General features: G+C 64.4%; 19 protein-coding genes. 11 read left to right on the forward strand and 8 right to left on the reverse strand.

Translation table 11 applies throughout. The features are described 5' to 3' along the window. Positions 1–79: 79 nt before the first annotated feature. The 6 genes from QF118_RS10015 (at position 80) to QF118_RS10040 (ending at position 5,498) form a co-directional block, all read left to right on the forward strand. Positions 80–259, forward strand: coding sequence for a hypothetical protein (locus tag QF118_RS10015; RefSeq protein ID WP_282298926.1), 180 nt, complete (start codon positions 80–82; stop codon positions 257–259). 228 nt (positions 260–487) lie between these two features. After that, positions 488–1,057, forward strand: a complete 570-nt coding sequence (gene betI, locus QF118_RS10020) for a choline-binding transcriptional repressor BetI (RefSeq protein ID WP_282298927.1) — start codon at positions 488–490, stop codon at positions 1,055–1,057. Beyond that, the gene (betC, locus tag QF118_RS10025) at positions 1,054–2,559 is read left to right on the forward strand and encodes a choline-sulfatase (protein WP_282298928.1); all 1,506 of its coding nucleotides are present in this window, start codon (positions 1,054–1,056) and stop codon (positions 2,557–2,559) included. The genes betI and betC overlap by 4 nt, the downstream gene beginning before the upstream one ends. 167 nt (positions 2,560–2,726) lie before the next feature. Next, positions 2,727–4,379: a choline dehydrogenase gene (betA, locus tag QF118_RS10030; protein WP_282302451.1), complete on the forward strand. Its 1,653-nt coding sequence runs from the start codon at positions 2,727–2,729 to the stop codon at positions 4,377–4,379. A 130-nt stretch (positions 4,380–4,509) separates the two neighbouring features. Continuing rightward, positions 4,510–5,148: a thermonuclease family protein gene (locus QF118_RS10035; RefSeq protein WP_282298929.1), complete on the forward strand. Its 639-nt coding sequence runs from the start codon at positions 4,510–4,512 to the stop codon at positions 5,146–5,148. 110 nt (positions 5,149–5,258) lie between these two features. After that, on the forward strand, positions 5,259–5,498 hold the full coding sequence (locus QF118_RS10040; protein ID WP_282298930.1) for an HP1242/YdcH family protein: 240 nt from the start codon (positions 5,259–5,261) through the stop codon (positions 5,496–5,498). 54 nt (positions 5,499–5,552) lie between these two features. Here the strand turns inward: QF118_RS10040 and QF118_RS10045 are convergent, their stop codons facing one another. Then, positions 5,553–6,059 carry a glutathione peroxidase gene (locus QF118_RS10045; protein WP_282298931.1) on the reverse strand — a complete coding sequence of 169 codons (507 nt, stop codon included), beginning with the start codon at positions 6,057–6,059 and terminating at the stop codon, positions 5,553–5,555. 117 nt (positions 6,060–6,176) lie between these two features. On the opposite strand from QF118_RS10045, the gene QF118_RS10050 reads away from it, so the two are divergent. Both QF118_RS10050 and QF118_RS10055 read left to right on the forward strand, forming a co-directional pair. Beyond that, positions 6,177–6,482, forward strand: a complete 306-nt coding sequence (locus QF118_RS10050) for a DUF4389 domain-containing protein (RefSeq protein WP_282298932.1) — start codon at positions 6,177–6,179, stop codon at positions 6,480–6,482. Between the two features lie 103 nt (positions 6,483–6,585). Beyond that, positions 6,586–6,855, forward strand: coding sequence for a DksA/TraR family C4-type zinc finger protein (locus tag QF118_RS10055; protein ID WP_282302452.1), 270 nt, complete (start codon positions 6,586–6,588; stop codon positions 6,853–6,855). Positions 6,856–6,863: 8 nt separating this feature from the next. Here QF118_RS10055 and QF118_RS10060 read toward each other — a convergent pair whose 3' ends face one another. The 7 genes from QF118_RS10060 to QF118_RS10090 form a co-directional block, all read right to left on the reverse strand. Next, positions 6,864–7,109, reverse strand: a complete 246-nt coding sequence (locus QF118_RS10060; RefSeq protein ID WP_282298933.1) for a hypothetical protein — start codon at positions 7,107–7,109, stop codon at positions 6,864–6,866. A gap of 1 nt (position 7,110) precedes the next feature. Beyond that, positions 7,111–8,943: a M3 family oligoendopeptidase gene (locus QF118_RS10065; protein ID WP_282302453.1), complete on the reverse strand. Its 1,833-nt coding sequence runs from the start codon at positions 8,941–8,943 to the stop codon at positions 7,111–7,113. 110 nt (positions 8,944–9,053) lie between these two features. Further along, entirely contained in the window at positions 9,054–9,935 is an 882-nt protein-coding gene (locus tag QF118_RS10070) for a hypothetical protein (protein ID WP_282298934.1), read from the reverse strand. A gap of 102 nt (positions 9,936–10,037) precedes the next feature. Beyond that, positions 10,038–11,630: an ATP-dependent DNA ligase gene (locus QF118_RS10075; RefSeq protein ID WP_282298935.1), complete on the reverse strand. Its 1,593-nt coding sequence runs from the start codon at positions 11,628–11,630 to the stop codon at positions 10,038–10,040. Between the two features lie 3 nt (positions 11,631–11,633). Continuing rightward, the gene (locus tag QF118_RS10080) at positions 11,634–12,647 is read right to left on the reverse strand and encodes a ligase-associated DNA damage response exonuclease (RefSeq protein ID WP_282298936.1); all 1,014 of its coding nucleotides are present in this window, start codon (positions 12,645–12,647) and stop codon (positions 11,634–11,636) included. A gap of 36 nt (positions 12,648–12,683) precedes the next feature. Continuing rightward, entirely contained in the window at positions 12,684–13,646 is a 963-nt protein-coding gene (locus QF118_RS10085; RefSeq protein WP_282298937.1) for an alpha/beta fold hydrolase, read from the reverse strand. A gap of 5 nt (positions 13,647–13,651) precedes the next feature. Further along, a complete protein-coding gene (locus tag QF118_RS10090; protein WP_282298938.1) occupies positions 13,652–13,942 on the reverse strand; it encodes an SCP2 sterol-binding domain-containing protein in 291 nt (96 codons plus the stop codon). 78 nt (positions 13,943–14,020) lie between these two features. Between QF118_RS10090 and QF118_RS10095 the strand changes: the two genes are divergently transcribed. Genes QF118_RS10095 through QF118_RS10105 form a run of 3 tightly spaced genes read left to right on the forward strand, consistent with a single transcriptional unit; the run spans position 14,021 to position 17,883 of the window. Continuing rightward, on the forward strand, positions 14,021–14,572 hold the full coding sequence (locus QF118_RS10095; RefSeq protein ID WP_282298939.1) for a tetratricopeptide repeat protein: 552 nt from the start codon (positions 14,021–14,023) through the stop codon (positions 14,570–14,572). Positions 14,573–14,589: 17 nt separating this feature from the next. After that, a complete protein-coding gene (locus QF118_RS10100; RefSeq protein ID WP_282298940.1) occupies positions 14,590–17,502 on the forward strand; it encodes a helicase-related protein in 2,913 nt (970 codons plus the stop codon). Continuing rightward, a complete protein-coding gene (locus QF118_RS10105) occupies positions 17,503–17,883 on the forward strand; it encodes an RNA-binding S4 domain-containing protein (protein WP_282298941.1) in 381 nt (126 codons plus the stop codon). Positions 17,884–17,889 lie beyond the last annotated feature (6 nt).

Raw genomic sequence — 17,889 nt, forward strand, 5'->3', positions numbered from 1 at the left:
AATTGAGCCCGATTCCTTAAACAGTGTGTAACCCGCAACACGTAACATCGGAGAGAGTAAAATGTTTGCGGAGAACAAGTTGACCGACGATATGCACGAGATCGAGGCATTCCTTCTGAGCGAGCGCCAGAAGGTCCTGTCAGAGGCTGAATGGCGGTTCCGGATGCGCGGCTATGGCTACAACCTGCGCCGGACCGACCACGGGGTCGAGGTGGCACGCCTGCCGCAAAACACCCTGATCGGTACCATCCAGGCCTGAACGCCTGCCCGAAAGGTGGGCAGGCAGGCAATGCCGCACCACCGACATGACCGCTGCGGGCCTGTTTGGCCCTTGGCCCGAAACCCTGACCTTTGCCGGTCGGAATGCACCGCGGGGGCGCAGCGCTGACCCCGACGGGCCATCCCAGGACGGCACGCCTCCGGCACCCCTGCAGGGCGCGTGATTTTTATTGACTGGTCAGTCAAGAACCGGCACCAAGGCATGATCATGCCCAAGGTCGGACAAGAACCCATTCGCCGCGCAGCTTTGGTTGCCGCCACGGTCGAAGAGATCGGGCAGGCAGGCACGCTTGACGTCACCGTTGGCCAGATCGCCAAACGGGCGGGCATGTCCAGCGCGCTGGCGCATCACTATTTCGGCGGCAAGGCCCAGATCTTTCTGGCGGCCATGCGCCATATCCTGTCCGACTATGCCGCCGAGGTGCGCGCGGCCTTGCTGCACGCGCCCAAGGGCCAGCGGCTTGAGGCGATCGTGCAGGCGAATTTCGCCGAAAGCTGTTTTCGCCCGGCCACCGTGTCGGCCTGGCTGAACTTCTATGTCCTGGCGCAAACCGAACCGCAGGCCGCGCGCCTGCTGCGGGTCTATCAGCATCGCCTGCGGTCGAACCTGGTCCACGCCCTGCGCGGCCGCTCTGCCGCGCCGGTCCAGACCGCCGAGGCGCTGGCCGCGATGATCGACGGCGTCTATCTGCGCGCGGCGCTGGCGGGGGGCGGTGTCGATGGTGCGGCCGACCGGGTTTTGCACGCGGCCTATGCCATGCTTGGAGAAGCCACATGAAACCCAATATCCTGATCATCATGGTCGACCAGCTGAACGGCACACTGTTCCCCGATGGCCCGGCCGATTGGCTGCATGCCCCGAACCTTAAGGCGCTGGCGGCGCGTTCGACCCGTTTTGCCAATGCCTATACCGCCAGTCCGCTCTGCGCGCCGGGGCGGGCCAGCTTCATGTCGGGGCAATTGCCCAGCGTGACGCGCGTCTATGACAATGCCGCCGAATTCGCCAGCGACATCCCGACCTATGCCCATCACCTGCGCCGCGCGGGCTATTACACCTGCCTGTCCGGCAAGATGCATTTTGTCGGCCCCGACCAGCTGCACGGGTTCGAGGAACGGTTGACCACCGATATCTATCCCGCCGATTTCGGCTGGACGCCTGATTACCGCAAACCGGGCGAACGCATCGACTGGTGGTATCACAACATGGGGTCGGTGACCGGCGCGGGCGTGGCCGAGATCACCAACCAGATGGAATATGACGACGAGGTCGCCCATCACGCCATGATGAAGCTTTACGACCTGGCGCGCGGCAAGGAGGATCGCCCCTGGTGCCTGACCGCCAGCTTCACCCATCCGCACGACCCTTACGTCGCGCGCCGCAAATACTGGGATCTCTACGAGGCCTGCGCCCATCTGGAGCCCGAGGTGCCGGCGATCCCCTACGAGGATCACGACCCCCATGCGAAGCGCATCTTTGACGCCAACGACTGGCGCAACTTTGACATCACGGACGACGACATCCGCCGGTCGCGCCGCGCTTATTTCGCCAATATCAGCTATCTGGACGACAAGATCGGCGCGCTGCTGCGCGTGCTGGAGGAAACCCGGCAAGAGGCCGTGGTGGTCTTTGTCAGCGATCACGGCGACATGCTGGGCGAGCGCGGTTTGTGGTTCAAGATGAACTTTTACGAAGGCAGCGCCCGGGTGCCGATGATGATCGCCGTTCCGGGCGGGCAGGGGGCACGCGTCACCGCTCCGGTCAGCAACATCGACGTCTGCCCGACGCTGTGCGACCTGGCCGGTGTCGACATGTCCGAGGTCATGCCCTGGACCGAGGGTGAAAGCCTGGTGCCGGTCATGCAAGGCGCCCAGCGGACCAGCCCGGTGGCGATGGAATACGCCGCCGAGGCATCCTTTTCGCCGCTGGTCGCGCTGCGGCAGGGGCGATGGAAATACACCAATTGCGCGCTGGACCCCGAACAGCTGTTCGATCTGGAGGCAGACCCGCACGAACTGTGCGACCTGGCCGATAATCCGGCCCATGTCGCGGTACTGGAACGGTTTCGCATGATGGCCGCCGAGCGTTGGGACCTGGAGCGGTTCGACGCCGAGGTGAGGCAGTCGCAGGCGCGGCGCTGGGTGGTCTACGAGGCGCTGCGGCAGGGCGGGTATTACCCTTGGGATTTCCAGCCGCTGCACAGGGCGTCCGAGCGCTACATGCGCAACCACATGGACCTGAATGATCTCGAGGACTCCAAGCGCTTTCCGCGCGGCGAATGACCCCAAGCCGGGCCGCCGCCTTGTCGCGCGGCCCACCCGCCCACCCCCGTCGCGACAAGGCGGCGTTTCGGCTGAACGGCAGTATGTGCCGCCTTCAACCGGGAAAACCCGATATTGCCAGGGCCGCGCCGTGTCGGGCGCCTTTGGCGTGAATGCAGGAAGACAAGATGCAAGCGGATTATGTCATTGTCGGCGCCGGAAGCGCAGGCTGCGCCATGGCCTATCGCCTGGCCGAAGCAGGCCGGTCGGTGATCGTTATCGAACATGGCGGCAGTGACTGGGGGCCTTTCATCAACATGCCCGGCGCGCTGTCCTATCCGATGAACATGAAGCGCTATGACTGGGGCTATCAGTCCGAACCGGAACCGCACCTGGGCGGGCGCCGCCTGGCCTGTCCGCGCGGCAAGGTGATTGGCGGGTCGTCCAGCATCAACGGCATGATCTATGTGCGCGGCCATGCCCGCGATTATGACCACTGGCGCGATCAGGGGGCGGACGGCTGGGGCTTTGCCGATGTGCTGCCCTACTTCAAGCGGCAGGAACACTGGCACGACGGCGGCCATGGCGGCGATCCGGCCTGGCGCGGCACCGACGGGCCCCTTCATGTCACGCGCGGGGCGCGCGACAACCCCTTGGTGCAGGCCTTTGTGAAGGCGGGTGCGCAGGCGGGTTATCCCGTCACGGACGATTACAACGGCCAGCAGCAAGAGGGCTTTGGCGCCTTTGACATGACCGTCTGGCAGGGCGCGCGCTGGTCTTCGGCCAAGGCCTATCTGCGGCCGGCGCAGGCGCTGGGCGCGCAGGTGGTGCGCGGGCTGGCGCAGCGCGTGATGTTCCACGAAGGCCGCGCCACGGGGGTCGAAATCGACCGCAAGGGCCGGACCGAGCGGATCGAGGCGCGGCGCGAGGTGATCCTGTGCGCCGGGGCGATCAATTCGCCCAAGCTGCTGATGCTGTCGGGCATTGGCCCGGCCGCGCATCTGGCCCGGCACGGCATCGCGCCGCTGGTCGACCGGGCTGGGGTTGGGCAGAACCTTCAGGACCACCTGGAATTGTACATCCAGATGGCAGCCAGCCAGCCGGTCAGCCTGTTCAAATACTGGAACCTTTTGGGCAAGGCCTATGTCGGGGCGCGCTGGTTGCTGCGGCGCGATGGGCCGGGCGCCAGCAACCAGTTCGAAAGCTGCGGCTTTATCCGGTCGCGGGCGGGGGTCGATTACCCGGACATCCAGTACCATTTCCTGCCGCTTGCGGTGCGTTATGACGGCAAGGTCGCGGCCGAGGGCCATGGGTTTCAGGCGCATGTCGGCCCGATGCGATCGCCGTCGCGCGGGGCGGTCAGCCTGCGGTCGGGCGATCCGGCCGAGGCGCCGAAAATCCTGTTCAATTACATGAGCGACGAACAGGACTGGCAGGATTTCCGCCGCTGCATCCGCCTGACCCGCGAGATTTTCGGGCAAGAGGCCTTTGCCCCCTACAGCAGTCACGAAATCCAGCCCGGCGCGGCGGTGCAAAGCGACGAGGCGCTGGATGAATTCATCCGCGCGCATGTCGAAAGCGCCTATCACCCCTGCGGCACCTGCCGGATGGGGCGCCCGGAGGATGCCGATGCCGTGGTCGACCCGCAAGGCCGGGTGATCGGGACAGACGGGCTGCGCGTGGCCGACAGCTCGATCTTTCCGCGCATCACCAATGGCAACCTCAATGCGCCGTCGATCATGGTGGGGGAAAAGATCTCGGACCATGTTCTGGGGCGGCATTTGCCCCCCGACAACAGCGAACCCTGGCTGCATCCGGACTGGCAAGGCGCGCAGCGCTAGGCCCGGCGCGGGCCGCTGCGGGGTTTGAAAAACGCGCGGGCGTTAAGGAATTTTGACGGAATCGGTTGATTTCAGAGCGCGCTGCTCCGAAATTAACACTATGTTAAGGCTTTGTTCACTTCTCGTTCTGATGCTGCTGTCACAACCGGCCCTGGCCGATGTGGCGGGCAAGATCCGCGTGATCGACGGCGACACGATCGAAATCGCCGGCACGCGGCTGCGCCTGCATGGCATCGACGCGCCGGAAAGCGACCAGATGTGCGGCGGTGAGGGTGCGCCGATGTGGCCCTGCGGGTCCTGGGCCTCGGGCGAGGTGCGGGCGCGCTATAACGACCGCATCGCCCACTGCGAGGCGCTGGACATGGATCGCTATGGCCGAACGGTGGCGCGCTGCGTCGTCGATGGTCAGGACATGGGGCAGGCGCTGGTTCAGGGCGGTCTGGCCTTTGCCTACCTGAAATATTCCGTCGACTATGCCGCCGATGAACGCGACGCGGCGCAGGCCGGGCGCGGGCTGCATGCGGTAGGGGTGCAATCGCCTGACGCCTTTCGAACGGCGTCGCGCCGGGCGCACCAGCTGTGGAATGCTCGCGGCGGCCCCGAGGATTGCACAATCAAGGGCAATATCAGCCAAAAGGACCAGCGCATCTATCATGTGCCCGGCCAGCGCTGGTACGCCGACACGCGCATCAACACCGACGCGGGCGAACGCTGGTTCTGCACCGAGGCCGAGGCCCGCGCCGCCGGCTGGCGGCGTGCGCACCAGTAGCGAACGCTACGGCATTCGGCAAAGTTTTTCAGCCGCTTGATCAGGGTCAATGTGGGAGGGTCGCGAAAGGCCCAGTCTGTTCGTGAACAGTCAATACGAAGGAGACGCCCATGTCGCATACCCCCCATGAACTCGCCGAGGAATTCCCCGACAAGGTCGAAATGATGAGCGCGCTGAAGCAATCGGATGCGCATTTCGCCAAGCTGGCCGAGGAATACCACGAGATCAACCGCCAGGTGCACCGCGCCGAAACCAATGTTGAGCCGATGGAGCAACTGGCCGAAGAGACGCTCCGCAAACAGCGCGCCGCCCTCAAGGATCAGATCTGGGGCATTCTCAGCAAGGCCTGAGTGGTTTGATCACGCAAATTTCGCACCCCTGCCCAACCTTGGGCGGGGGTGTTTTCATTTCAACAGCGCCTCGATCTGCTGGGTGATCTGGCGCGACAGGGGCCGCGCGGTGCTGCCAAAGGTGGCAACGGGTTGGCCTTGGGGGGACAGCAGGACCTTGTTGAAATTCCACTTGGGCTCGAACCCCGCGCTGTCGCGCAGCCATTTGTAAAAAGGGTGGGCCTGGTCGCCGCGCACATGGGTGATGTCGGTCATCGGCAGGGTCAGGTCGAAGTTGACGGCGCAGAAATCCTTGACCGCCTCGGCGCTGGCCAGTTCCTGGTTGAAGTCGTCCGAAGGCACGGCCAGCACGATCAAACCGCGATCCTTGTAGCGATCATACAGCGCCTGAAGACCGTCGTATTGCGGCGTGAACCCGCAGCGCGAGGCAGTGTTGACCACCAGCACGGGCCGGCCCTGCCAGTCGTCAGTGTCAATCTGCCCGCCGTCGATGTTGTCGAAGGTAAAGGCCAGGGCCGGGCTGGCAAGGCAGAGGGCGATCAAGGTCAGAAAGCGGGTCATCTTGCGGGTCTCCTTTGATTTGGAAAATAGCGCGCATTCGGGCCGTTCAAGGGTGCTTGGCGGTTTGGGGGCAACTGCGCTAGCGTGAAGGTGCGACTTTTGTGAAAGGGGGGCCGGATGGGGCCAAGTGACGAGGACAAACTGAACGGCCGTCTGCATGGCGAACAGCCGCCGGCCGAACCCGAGGGCATGGGCATGCGCCTGGTGCATATGGTGCTGCTGTGGCTGATGCTGAGCCTGGCGCAGACGGTATTGACGGCGGCGACCGTGGTGCAACTGGTGATCATGCTGGCCAGCCGTGGCCGGGCGAACGAACGGCTGGCGGATTTCGGCACCGACCTTGGGGTCTGGATCGCCAAGGCGGCGCGCTATCAGACCGGCGCATCGGATGTGAAGCCCTGGCCCTGGACCGAATTGGACTGAGCCTTGATTGCCGGGGACGGTGCGGGCGGATGGGTCGGATGCCTCCGGCGGGAGTATTTTGACCAAGAAGAAGCTGGGGCGCTTGGAAAAGGAGGGTGCGAGGATGGCTGGCGGATGGAGCCGGGATGGTGCGGAAAACGCGCAGATGGAGGCCTCGATCCAGGAGGAGTTGCAGCGGCTGAAGCTGCGGCGCGGGCCGGTGGGTGAGAGTTTTCCCGAATGCGCCGAATGCGGCGAGGAGATTCCGCTAGCGCGGCGCGAGGCGCTGCCGGGCGTGAAGCTGTGCGTTGCCTGCGCAAGCGAGCGGCAGGGGCGGGACGCGCGGCGCGGCGGCATCAACCGGCGCGGATCGAAGGACAGCCAGTTGAAGTGAGCGGGCGGTCAGCGGCCCGGGGGTTTTGGCCGCGGGGGTTTGCCGCGCAGGCGGCGGTACAGCGGCGTGATGTCCAGTGCGGCGACTGCGACGCCAAGCGGGATCAACCAGAACCCCAGGATCGGCAGGAAGCCGAGAAACCCAAGCCCGATCAGAACGATGCCCAGAGCCAACCGCAGGCCGGGCGGCACGCGCCGGCGGACAATCGCCAGCGCATGCTGCAGGTGTTTTTGCCAGCCGGTTGGCCGGGGCATGTCAGCCTTCCATCGCCTCGAGCTGGTCGATGAAGCCTTCGATCATCGACAGGCCCTTGTCCCAGAATGTGGGGTCGGTGGCATCCAGCCCGAAGGGGGCCAGAAGCTCTTTGTGGTTCTTCGATCCGCCCGCCTTGAGCATGTCGAAATACTTGTCCTGAAAGCCCTCGGGCTGTTCCTGGTAGGCGGCGTAAAGCGCGTTCACCAGACCGTCGCCAAAGGCATAGGCATAGACGTAGAAGGGTGAATGCACGAAGTGCGGAATATAGGCCCAGAAGGTTTCATAGCCCGGCATGTAGTCGAAGACCGGCCCGAGCGATTGCGCCTGAACGCTCATCCACAGGGCGTTGATGTCGTCGGGGGTCAACTCTCCGCCGCGGCGCGCCTCGTGCAGCTTGCATTCGAAGTCGTAGAACGCGATCTGGCGGACGACGGTGTTGATCATGTCCTCGACCTTGCCGGCCAGCATGACCTTGCGCTCGGCGTCGGTTTTCGCGCCTTCGAGCATGCGCTGGAAGGTCAGCATTTCGCCAAAGACGCTGGCGGTTTCGGCCAGGGTCAGGGGCGTCGAGGCCAGCATTTCGCCCTGATCGGCCGCCAGCACCTGATGCACGCCGTGGCCCAGTTCATGCGCCAGGGTCATCACGTCGCGCGGTTTGCCGAGGTAGTTGAGCATCACGTAGGGGTGCACGGTGGTGACGGTGGGGTGGGCAAAGGCGCCGGGGGCCTTGCCGGGTTTGACGCCCGCATCGATCCAGCCTTTTTCGAAAAACGGCTGGGCGATCTCACCCATGCGCGGATCAAAGGCGGTATAGGCATTCATCACCGTATCGCGCGCCTCGTCCCAGCCGACGATGCGGGTGCTTTCCATCGGCAGGGGCGCGTTGCGATCCCAGACCTGCATGGTGTCAAGGCCCAGCCATTTTGCCTTCAAGGCGTAATAGCGGTGCGACAGGCGCGGGTAGGCGGCGACCACGGCATTGCGCAGGGCCTCGACCACCTCGGGTTCGACGTCGTTGGACAGGTGACGGCCGGTCTGCGGCGTCGGCATCTTGCGCCAGCGGTCCAGGATTTCCTTTTCCTTGGCCTGCGTGTTGTGCACGCGGGCAAAGATCTTGATGTTGTCCTGAAAGACGCGGGCCAGTTCGCGGGCGGCTGCCTCGCGTTTGGAGCGGTCCTGTTCGGTCAGGAAGTTCAGGGTGCTTTCGATGTTCAGCGCGTCGCCGTCGATGTCAAAGGTCAGCCCGGCGATGGTTTCATCGAACAGCCGTTCCCAGGCGTCGCCCACAACCCCCAGATCGTGCAGGAACTTTTCCAGCTCGTCCGACAGTTGGTAGGGCTTCATCGCGCGGATGCGGTCAAAGGCGGGTTTGTAGCGGGCCAGATCGGCGTTGGCGGCAAACAGCGCGCCCACATGGCCATCGTCCAGCCGGTTCAGTTCCAGCGTGAAGAAGACCAGCGGCGTGGTGTAGTTGGTGATCTTTTCCTGGCAATCCGACATGAACTTGGCGCGGCCCGCGTCGGTGGTCATCTGGTAATAGCGCAAGCCCGCAAAGGACATGATGCGCCCGGCGATGTTTTCGATCTTTTCGTGGCGGTGCACGGCGTTCAGGAACCCGGCGGCGTCCAGCGTGGCCAGTTTGCCTTCGTAATCGGCGGCAAAGCTGGCGCAGGCCTGTTCAAGCCAGTCCAGGTCGCGCTTGAGTTCCGGTGCGTCCTCAGAGGCATAAAGGTCGCTCAGGTCCCATTCGGGCAGCTTGCCCAGATCCTTTCCTCCGGCGCTGGCATTGGCATCGAAAAGCGGTTTGGGCTGCGGGAATTGGCTGTGCTTCATGGTATCCTCATGGCTGTTGCCCCAGACATAGTGCGCAATCGGCGCAGGGGGAACCGGGTTCCCGATCAATTTCTGCGCCATTCGGGGCGGGAGGGAAGCCGGGGCTGGCGTCAGAACCTGTGGCTCAGGGTCAGGTGCAGGCCGGTGTCGTCGCGCCAGCGGGTCGCCGCCAGCGCCAGTTGCGCGGCAGGGGTCAGCCGCCACTGCGCGGCCACGCCAAAGGCGTCGTCGCTGCCATCGGCGGTGACCTCGCCAAAGGTGGACAGGGTCAGGCGCTGGCTGGCCTGATAGCGCAGACTTGCGGCAAGGGCATCGGGCAGACGTTCGGCCCCGGGGGACAGGTAGGTCAGGTCCATCTGCCAAGGGCCGTGCGCCCAGCCCAGGCCGACCTTGGCATTGGTGCCGCGGTGATTGCCTGCGCTGTCCCAGACCCCTTCCAGCACACCTGACACCGTCCAGGGCGCGCGGTCCCATTTTGCCGCGACCGAAGCGCTGCGAAAGCCGCCCTTGTCTGCGCTGTGCAGCGAGGCGGCCCACTGCAGCCCGTCCGATTGGTGGGTGTAGGACAGCCCAAAAGGCACAGCCGTTTCGCGCATCGCCGTCGTTGTGGTGAAGGCGCGGACATATTCGGCCCGCGCATAGGCCAGGTAGGGGGCGGTTTCGGCAAAGACCGACGGCAGGATCAGGTCATAGGCCGGGCGCACAACGCCCAGTCGCCAACGATCGTCCCAGACCAGCGCGGCATAGGTTTCATGCGGGCGCTTGCCGGGCAGCACATAGGCGAACCCGCCCACTTCAAACGCCAGCGGCAGGCCGCGCTGCGGTGCCAGAGGGATCGACAGATCCAGATCAATGCGCCCGACGCCTGGATCATCCGAAACGCTGGTGGCACTGGTGGCGATTTCGCCGCGCAGGGACAGCGATTGCGCACCCAGCGGCCCGGCGGCCAAAAACGCCAGGCACAGCGGAATGAGACGCGCGAAAAGGGCCATCGGAGTCCTCCTGAAACCTGCGGCCAGACTAGCCATGCTTTGCCCGGTCTTAACAGGGCGCATCGCGAAACGTTCCATCCCTTGTGCGGATTTGCCCGGATTTCAGCCGTATAGCGCCAGCAGGTCCTGCAGATCGCTCAGAGTATTGGCTTCGGACACGGGTTTGTCGTGACGCCAGCGGACCATCCGAGGAAACCGCAGGGCAATGCCGGATTTGTGCCGCGGACTGGCCTGGATCCCCTCAAAGGCGATTTCGAACACATGTTCAGGGCGCACCTGCCGCACCGGGCCAAAGCGTTGCAGCGTGTTCTTGCGCACCCATGCGCTGATCTTGTTGAACTCTGCGTCCGTCAGGCCGGAATAGGCCTTGGTAAAGGGGACAAGGTCGTTGCCCTGCCAGACCGCAAAGGTGAAATCGGTATACAGGCCCGCGCGCCGCCCATGTCCGGCCTGCGCATAGATCATCACCGCATCCACGGTCAGCGGGTCCAGCTTCCATTTCCACCAGTCCCCCTTTTTGCGGCCCGACAGATAGGGGCTGGCCCGGCGTTTCAGCATCACGCCTTCGGCCTTGTGATCGCGCGAGGCGCCGCGCATCCGGGCAAGCCCGGCCCAGTCGTCAAACGCGATCAGCGGCGAGGCCCGCACCGGCGCCTCGGGCGGCAGGGCAGACAGCATCGTTTCCAGCGCGCTGCGGCGATGGTGCAGCGCAAGCGGGCGCAGGTCCTGGCCCTGCGCTTCCAGAAGGTCATAGGCCAGCAGGGTCACCGGGGCGTCCCTGAGCAGCTTTTTCGGAACGTTCTTGCGGCCAATGCGGGGTTGCAGCGTCGAAAACCCCATCGGCTGGGTGCCGTCCCAGGTCACGATCTCGCCGTCCAGAACGGTGCCCTGGGGCAGGAAATCGGCGGCGCGCGCGAATTCGGGAAAGCGGTCGGTGATCAGCTCTTCGCCGCGCGACCACAGGTGATGGTTGCCGCCGCGCAGGACCAACTGGCCGCGGATGCCGTCCCATTTCCATTCTGCCTGCCAGTCTTCGGGTGCGCCCAGATCGTCCGGCGCACCGTCCAGCGGATGGGCAAGGTAGAACGGATAGGGCCGGCTTTCGTCGGCCTGCGGGTTGTCCGCCTCGATCAGGCTGTGAAAGCTGACGGTTTCGGGGGTCCAGTTGCCCATCAAGCGCAGCGCCAGCCCGGCCTCGTCCTGGCCGGTGGCCTGGGCCAGGGCGCGGGTCATCAGTTTCTGGCTGACCCCGATGCGAAACCCGCCGGTGATCAGCTTGTTGAACAACAGCCGCTGGGTGCTGTCCATCTGGTCCCAGGCGGCAAGGATTTGCGCCTTTCGTTCCTCAGGTTCAACATTCGTTAAGTTTTGTAAATATTTGATCCAATGCGTTAATCCCTTGTTCGTGTTTTCCGCCTCGGGGGGCAGGACAAGGGCGATCGTTTCGGCCAGATCGCCAACCACGGGATAGCATTCCTCAAGCAGCCACAGCGCCAATCCGGCGCGCTCGGCCGCCCATTCGCGCAATTGGGTGGTGGTCACCGCGCGCTTGGGGCGCCGTCCGGAAAACAGCGCGATGCACCAGAGTTTGTCCTGATCGTCCGCATGGATGAAGTAATCGGCCAAAGCCTCTGTTTTTGCTTTGGTTTTTGTCGTCTGGTCCAGGCGCAGGAAAAGCTGGGCGAAATCATGCATGGGTCAGGCTGCCTCGGGGTCGGCGGCACCGTCTTCGCCGCCAAATTCGGTTGGAACGACCCGGGCCTGATAGCCAAGACTGCCCAGATGGCGCGCGAAGATGTCGGTGTAACCATGCGTCGGATATATGTTTTCCGCCCCTGTCTGTCGGATCGCCCACAGCAGCCCATCCCAGTCGGCATGATCCGACACCACAAAGCCGCGGTCCATGCCGCGCCGCCGCCGCACGCCGCGCAGCCGCATCCAGCCGCTGGCAAAGCCGGTGGACGCGCCCTTGAACCGTTTGGCCCAGGCGCTGCCCAGGGCCGCAGGCGGCGCAAGAACCAGCGCTCCGGCCAGCGCCTTGACGTCCATGTCGGGCGTGACCTGCCGGGTGTCCGGCAGCGCATAGCCCTGGGCGCGCAGCACGGCATTGGTTGCCTCGACCGCGCCATGGGTCAGGATGGGGCCGATCTGCGGGTCGACCATCCGCAACAGGCGCTGCGCCTTGCCCAGCGAATAGGCCCCCAACAGGGCATAGCCGCCGGCCTGCGCCTGCGCGGCCCACCACTGGTTGATCTCTTGTGCGACGCTGTCCTGCGCCGCCCATTTGAAGACCGGCAGCCCAAAGGTGCATTCGGTGATGAAATGCTGACAGCGGACCGGCTCGAAGGGTTCGCACAGGCTGTCTGGAGTTGTCTTGTAATCGCCCGAAACGACCCAGACTTCGCCCTTGTGGGCCACCCGGATCTGCGCCGATCCGGGGATATGCCCGGCGGGGTGAAAGGACACGGTGACGCCGTTGATGTCCAGCGGCGCGTCATAGGCGATCCCCTCGGCGGTGATCGCGCCAAGGCGATGGCGCATCACCGGCAGCGCCGCATGGGTCGCCAGATAGCGGCGATGCCCGGGGCGCGCGTGGTCGGAATGGCCATGGGTGATCAGGGCGCGGTCGACCGGGCGCCAGGGATCTATGTAGAAATCGCCCCTGGGACAGTAAATCCCGGCTTCGGTAAAGGTCAAAAGAGCGTCTGTCATGGCCAGACTATAGGGCCGGCTGGCCGCAGTTCCAGCTCAGGCGGTCTTTGCCCGGCGCGATGCGCTGTGTTCGAACAGCCCCAGGATCTGGTCCATCACGTCCTGGCGCATGGTGTCATGCTCCATCAAAAGCTCGTGCTCGCCCTTGTGCACCATCACCAGCTTGCCGCCGGGCCAATGCGCCATGCGCTGTTCGATGCGCGGGATGTCGACGATCCGTTCGTTCGTGCCGGTGAAGCACAGGCAGGGCAGGGTGGGCGACGGGCGGCGGGCCAGGCTGCGGGTCTCGCTCAGCGCCTCGTGAAGCCAGCCCAGTGAGGGGCCGCCAAGCTGCAGGTCCGGCTGCGCCAGGATCTGCCGGCGCATGTAATCCCACATCTCGGGATCGGTGGTCAGCATGTTGTCCTCGAACGGGGCCGAGGCGACATAGCTGTCATTGCCGGTGCCGGGCGCATAGTGATGCGACAGGCCGAAATGCTTGCTGCCCCAGGACAGGGCCCAGGCCGCGGGGCGCAGCGGATCGGCGATCCGGATGCCCCACATCGGCCCGGTAAAGGTGCACGACGCCACCGGCAGCCCGTCCATCACGGCCCGCAAGCCGATGCAGCCGCCCATGGAATGCCCGATCAGATGCATCGGTTGCGGCAAGTCCAGCAGCGCGACGGCATGCAGCATGGCGCTGACATCGCGTTGATAATCCTCGAAAACATGGACGTGCCCGGTGCGCGGGTCATCCAGCATCCGGTCGGCCAGCCCCTGGCCGCGCCAGTCGACGGTGATGGTGTGATAGCCGGCCGCCGCCAGGTGGGCAGCGGTCCGGCCATATTTTTCGACGTATTCGGTGCGGCCCGGAAACAGCAGCACCGTGCCCTGCGCCCCTTCGCTTGCCGGGTAATGGGCAATGCGCAGGCGCATACCATCGGCGGCGGCGATCCAATAGGCCCGCGACAGGGCCGGACCTTCGGCCAGATCGGCGTGAAAGGGGGCAGTGGTCAGCATCGGTCTTATCCCAGCAAGGACGCCAGGCGCATCGCCGCGCCCATATCGCCATCAATGGTCAGCTTGCCGGCCATGAAGGCATTCGTCGGGTTCATTTCACCTTCGAAGATCTGCTGGAAGGTGTCCGCATCGGCGCTGAGGGTCACATCGGCGTCGTCGTCGCCGATCCGGGCACCGTCCGAATCGATGATCAGGCTGCCCTCGTCGCCCAGAACGAATTTCGCGGTGCCGTCAAAGCCGCTGCCGCTCAGTTTTTCGTTCAGAGCCGTGACGGCGGAGTTCAAAGTATCGCTCATAGTCTTCCTCTCGGTATCGTGCGCTGGAAAAACGGCGCACAGGCGCTACACTGGTGACACACTATGAGCGCAGGCAAAATGGACTTCAAAAGTACCCTTGCGGCATTTGCCGCCCTAGTCATGATTTCCCTACCCGTAGGCGTGTCGGCGGAAAGCCGCGCCGAGGATCTGTTGCAGCGACTGCAACAGGCCGAGGACGCGACCGCAGCCGCCCGATTGGAACGGCAAATCATTGATGAATGGTCAAAATCCGGATCTCCGGCGATGGATTTGCTGCTCAAACGCGGCAATGACGCGCTTGAGGTGGAAAAAATCGACGAAGCGATCGAGCATTTTCGGGCGCTGACCGATCACGCCCCCGATTTTGCCGAAGGCTGGCACGGGCTGGCGCTGGCCTATTACCAGGATAACGCCTTTGGCCCGGCGATGGATGCGCTGGAACGGGTGCTGGCGCTGAACCCGCATCATTTTGCCGCGCTGCGCGGGGTCGGGGCGGTGCATGAACAGACCGGGCACGCGGCCCTTGCCTATGAGGTCTATGAACGGGTACTTGAAATCCGGCCGCATGATGAAGATGTGCTGGAAGCGCTCAAGCGGCTTGAACGCGAGGTACGGGGCGTCACGCTCTGAAACAGGAAAGTTGGCCCATGGCCCCCAGCGCAAGGGTTGCGGCCATTCTTGGCCCGACCAATACAGGCAAGACGCATTACGCCATCGAACGGATGCTGGGCTATCGATCCGGGGTGATCGGTCTGCCGCTGCGCCTGCTTGCGCGCGAAGTCTATGACAAGATCGTCCGCGCGCGCGGACCGTCGGTCGTGGCGCTGGTCACCGGCGAAGAACGCATCGTGCCGCCGCGCGCGCAATTCTGGGTCTGCACGGTCGAGGCCATGCCCGAAGGCATGGGCGCCGATTTCGTTGCCATTGATGAAATCCAGCTTTGCGCGGACCCCGAGCGGGGACATGTCTTTACCGACCGTCTGATGCGGATGCGCGGGCTGCACGAAACGCTGTTCCTGGGCTCGGACACCATGCGCGGGCCGATTGCCCAACTGGTTCCTGGGGTCGAATTCCTGCGCCGCGAGCGTATGAGCCAGTTGATGTATAATGGTTCGAAAAAGATAAGCAGGCTGCCCCCAAGGTCCGCGATTGTCGGCTTTTCAGTTGATAATGTCTATGCGATTGCCGAACTGCTAAAGCGTCAAAAGGGCGGCGCAGCGGTGGTCATGGGGGCGCTTTCCCCCAGAACGCGCAACGCGCAGGTCGAAATGTACCAGAATGGCGAGGTTGATTACCTGGTGGCCACCGACGCCATCGGCATGGGGTTGAACCTGGACATCGACCACGTGGCGTTCAGCAGCCTGACCAAGTTCGATGGGCGGCGCATGCGCCCCTTGATGCCGAACGAGCTGGCGCAGATCGCCGGGCGCGCCGGCAGGGGTATGAGCCACGGCACCTTTGGCACCACCGGCGACACCGGCCAGATCCCCGACGACTGGGCCGAGGCGATCTGCAACCACCAGTTCACGCCGCTCAAGAAACTCAACTGGCGCAATCCGCGGCTGAACTTCGGCTCGATCGACGCGCTGGACCGCAGCCTGGATGAAAGCCCCAGCCACGACACCCTGCTGAAAGCCCGCGAGGCGGACGACCTGCGCGCCCTGCGCACCCTGGCCGCCGAGGCCGAGGTGCGCGCCCGCGCCAGCAGCCCAAAATCGGTGCAACTGCTGTGGGATGTCTGCCGCATCCCCGACTTTCGCGGAATTTCGCCGGCAGAACACGCCGGGCTGTTGCAGGTCATCTTTCAGCATCTGCACGAAACTGGTACAGTCCCCGACGATTTCATGGCCCGGCAGGTCAAGCGGATCGACAGGACGGATGGCGACATTGACACATTGTCGAAACGTCTGGCCTATATCCGCACATGGACCTATGTGGCGCAAAGGCGCGGCTGGACCCGTGACGAAACCCATTGGCGCGAGGCAACCCGCGCTGTAGAAGACAGCCTGTCGGATGCATTGCATACGGCTCTGACGCAAAGATTTGTAGACCGGCGGACCAGTGTCTTGCTTCGCCGGTTGAAACAGAAGGAGGCCCTTTTGGCCGAAGTAAACGATCAAGGTGAAGTGACCGTCGAAGGTGAATTCGTCGGGAAACTCGAAGGGTTCCGGTTCCGTCAGGACAAGGACGCACAGGGCCAGGAGGCCAAGACGCTGAAACAGGCGTCCTTGCAGGCCCTGGCGCCGCATTTCCATCTGCGGGCGGACCGTTTCTATAACGCGCCCGATACCGAGATCGACTTTACCGAACAGGGCGGTCTGATGTGGGGCCAGCAGGCCGTGGGCAAGCTGGCCAAGGGGGATGACCCCCTCAAGCCGCGCATCGTGGCCTTTGTCGATGATGAAGCGGGCGCCGATGTCGCCGCCAAGGTCGAACGCCGCCTGCAGCATTTTATCGATCGCAAGATCGCCGCGCTGTTCGAGCCGCTGACCAAGATGCAGGAAGACGAAACGCTGACCGGACTGGCGCGCGGCTTTGCCTTCCGCCTGGTCGAGGGCATGGGCGTGATCCCGCGCGCCGATGTGGCCGACGAGGTCAAATCGCTGGATCAGGACGCGCGCGGCGCGTTGCGCAAGCATGGCGTGCGGTTTGGTCAGTACACGATCTTCATGCCCTTGCTGCTGAAGCCCGCGCCGACGCGGCTGCGGCTGGTGCTGTGGTCGCTGGCCAATGGCCTGGACGAATTCCCCGAAGCCCCGCCCCCCGGGTTGGTCACCGTGCCCAACCTCGAAGAGGTGCCGGCCCAGCACTATACGCTGGCCGGGTATCGCAAGGCCGGTGCGCGGGCGATCCGCATCGACATGCTGGAACGCCTCGCCGACATGATCCGGACCGAGGACAGCCGTGGCGGGTTCGAGGCAAAGGCCGACATGCTGTCGATCACCGGCATGACGCTGGAACAATTCGCCGACCTGATGGCCGGACTTGGCTACAAGGCCGAAAAAGGCGAACGCGAAAAGGTCAAGCCGGTGGATGCCGTCGTTGCTGACGTGGCGCCCCAGGACAGCGGTGCGGTGGCCGAGAACGCTCCGGCGGATGTCCCTGACGGCGTCGCGGCAATCCCGGACGAAGGCGTTGCCCCGGTCGCGGCGGAAATTCCGGCCGAAACCGAAGTGGGGCCGGGCGTTGCCGACACGGCGGCGGGCGATTTGCTTCCGGGTGAGGCAGCGGATGCCGCCATCGCAACCCCCGAGATCGAGGTGTTCTACACCTTTACCTGGGGCGGCAACCGCGGCGCCAATGCCAACCGTCGCGGCGGCGGACGTCCGCAGCGCGATGGCCAGCAGCGTCAGGGGCAGGGACAAGGCCAGGGTCAGGGCCAGAGCCGTGGCCAGGGCGGCAAACCGCGCGGCAAGGGTGGCCCCAAGGGCAAAGGTGCGCCCAGACCTGACCGTGGTGGCGCCAAGTCCTTTGAGGCGCGCCCGCCCCGCAAGGAAAAGCCGATCGATCCCGACAACCCCTTTGCAGCCGCTCTCATGGGGCTCAAGGACAAGTCGTAAGTGGCTGAAACGCCCGGCAAGATCCGCATCGACAAATGGCTGTGGCATGCGCGTTTCTTCAAGACGCGCACGCTGGCGGCCAAGGTTGTCGGGGCAGGGCATTGCCGGGTGAACGGCCTGCCTGTGGCCAAGCCCGCCTATGGGCTGGCCGGCGGCGACGTGGTGACCTTTCCGCAAAACGATGACGTTCGCGTGATCAAGGTGCTGGCCTTTGGCGAAAGGCGCGGCCCCGCACCCGAGGCGCAGGCGCTGTACGAGGATCTCGCACCGCCTGAAAAGCAAGAGCGCACGCCCCATGCGCCGGGCTTCGACGGTGGCGGGCGGCCTTCGAAAAAGGATCGCCGACAGTTCGAAAAGTCGCGGCGAGAGGCGCTTGAATGATCCTGC

It is taken from the genome of Tropicibacter oceani, assembly GCF_029958925.1.
GTDB classification, from domain to species: Bacteria; Pseudomonadota; Alphaproteobacteria; order Rhodobacterales; family Rhodobacteraceae; genus Pacificoceanicola; species Pacificoceanicola oceani.

What these genes read in the sequence shown, in the direction of transcription:
- betI (WP_282298927.1), top strand. Translation starts at nt 488, where the DNA reads ATGCCCAAGGTCGGACAAGAACCCATTCGCCGCGCAGCTTTGGTTGCC.
- betC (WP_282298928.1), top strand. Translation starts at nt 1,054, where the DNA reads ATGAAACCCAATATCCTGATCATCATGGTCGACCAGCTGAACGGCACA.
- betA (WP_282302451.1), top strand. Translation starts at nt 2,727, where the DNA reads ATGCAAGCGGATTATGTCATTGTCGGCGCCGGAAGCGCAGGCTGCGCC.
- QF118_RS10035 (WP_282298929.1), top strand. Translation starts at nt 4,510, where the DNA reads ATGCTGCTGTCACAACCGGCCCTGGCCGATGTGGCGGGCAAGATCCGC.
- QF118_RS10040 (WP_282298930.1), top strand. Translation starts at nt 5,259, where the DNA reads ATGTCGCATACCCCCCATGAACTCGCCGAGGAATTCCCCGACAAGGTC.
- QF118_RS10045 (WP_282298931.1), bottom strand. Translation starts at nt 6,059, where the DNA reads ATGACCCGCTTTCTGACCTTGATCGCCCTCTGCCTTGCCAGCCCGGCC.
- QF118_RS10050 (WP_282298932.1), top strand. Translation starts at nt 6,177, where the DNA reads ATGGGGCCAAGTGACGAGGACAAACTGAACGGCCGTCTGCATGGCGAA.
- QF118_RS10055 (WP_282302452.1), top strand. Translation starts at nt 6,586, where the DNA reads ATGGCTGGCGGATGGAGCCGGGATGGTGCGGAAAACGCGCAGATGGAG.
- QF118_RS10060 (WP_282298933.1), bottom strand. Translation starts at nt 7,109, where the DNA reads ATGCCCCGGCCAACCGGCTGGCAAAAACACCTGCAGCATGCGCTGGCG.
- QF118_RS10065 (WP_282302453.1), bottom strand. Translation starts at nt 8,943, where the DNA reads ATGAAGCACAGCCAATTCCCGCAGCCCAAACCGCTTTTCGATGCCAAT.
- QF118_RS10070 (WP_282298934.1), bottom strand. Translation starts at nt 9,935, where the DNA reads ATGGCCCTTTTCGCGCGTCTCATTCCGCTGTGCCTGGCGTTTTTGGCC.
- QF118_RS10075 (WP_282298935.1), bottom strand. Translation starts at nt 11,630, where the DNA reads ATGCATGATTTCGCCCAGCTTTTCCTGCGCCTGGACCAGACGACAAAA.
- QF118_RS10080 (WP_282298936.1), bottom strand. Translation starts at nt 12,647, where the DNA reads ATGACAGACGCTCTTTTGACCTTTACCGAAGCCGGGATTTACTGTCCC.
- QF118_RS10085 (WP_282298937.1), bottom strand. Translation starts at nt 13,646, where the DNA reads ATGCTGACCACTGCCCCCTTTCACGCCGATCTGGCCGAAGGTCCGGCC.
- QF118_RS10090 (WP_282298938.1), bottom strand. Translation starts at nt 13,942, where the DNA reads ATGAGCGATACTTTGAACTCCGCCGTCACGGCTCTGAACGAAAAACTG.
- QF118_RS10095 (WP_282298939.1), top strand. Translation starts at nt 14,021, where the DNA reads ATGGACTTCAAAAGTACCCTTGCGGCATTTGCCGCCCTAGTCATGATT.
- QF118_RS10100 (WP_282298940.1), top strand. Translation starts at nt 14,590, where the DNA reads ATGGCCCCCAGCGCAAGGGTTGCGGCCATTCTTGGCCCGACCAATACA.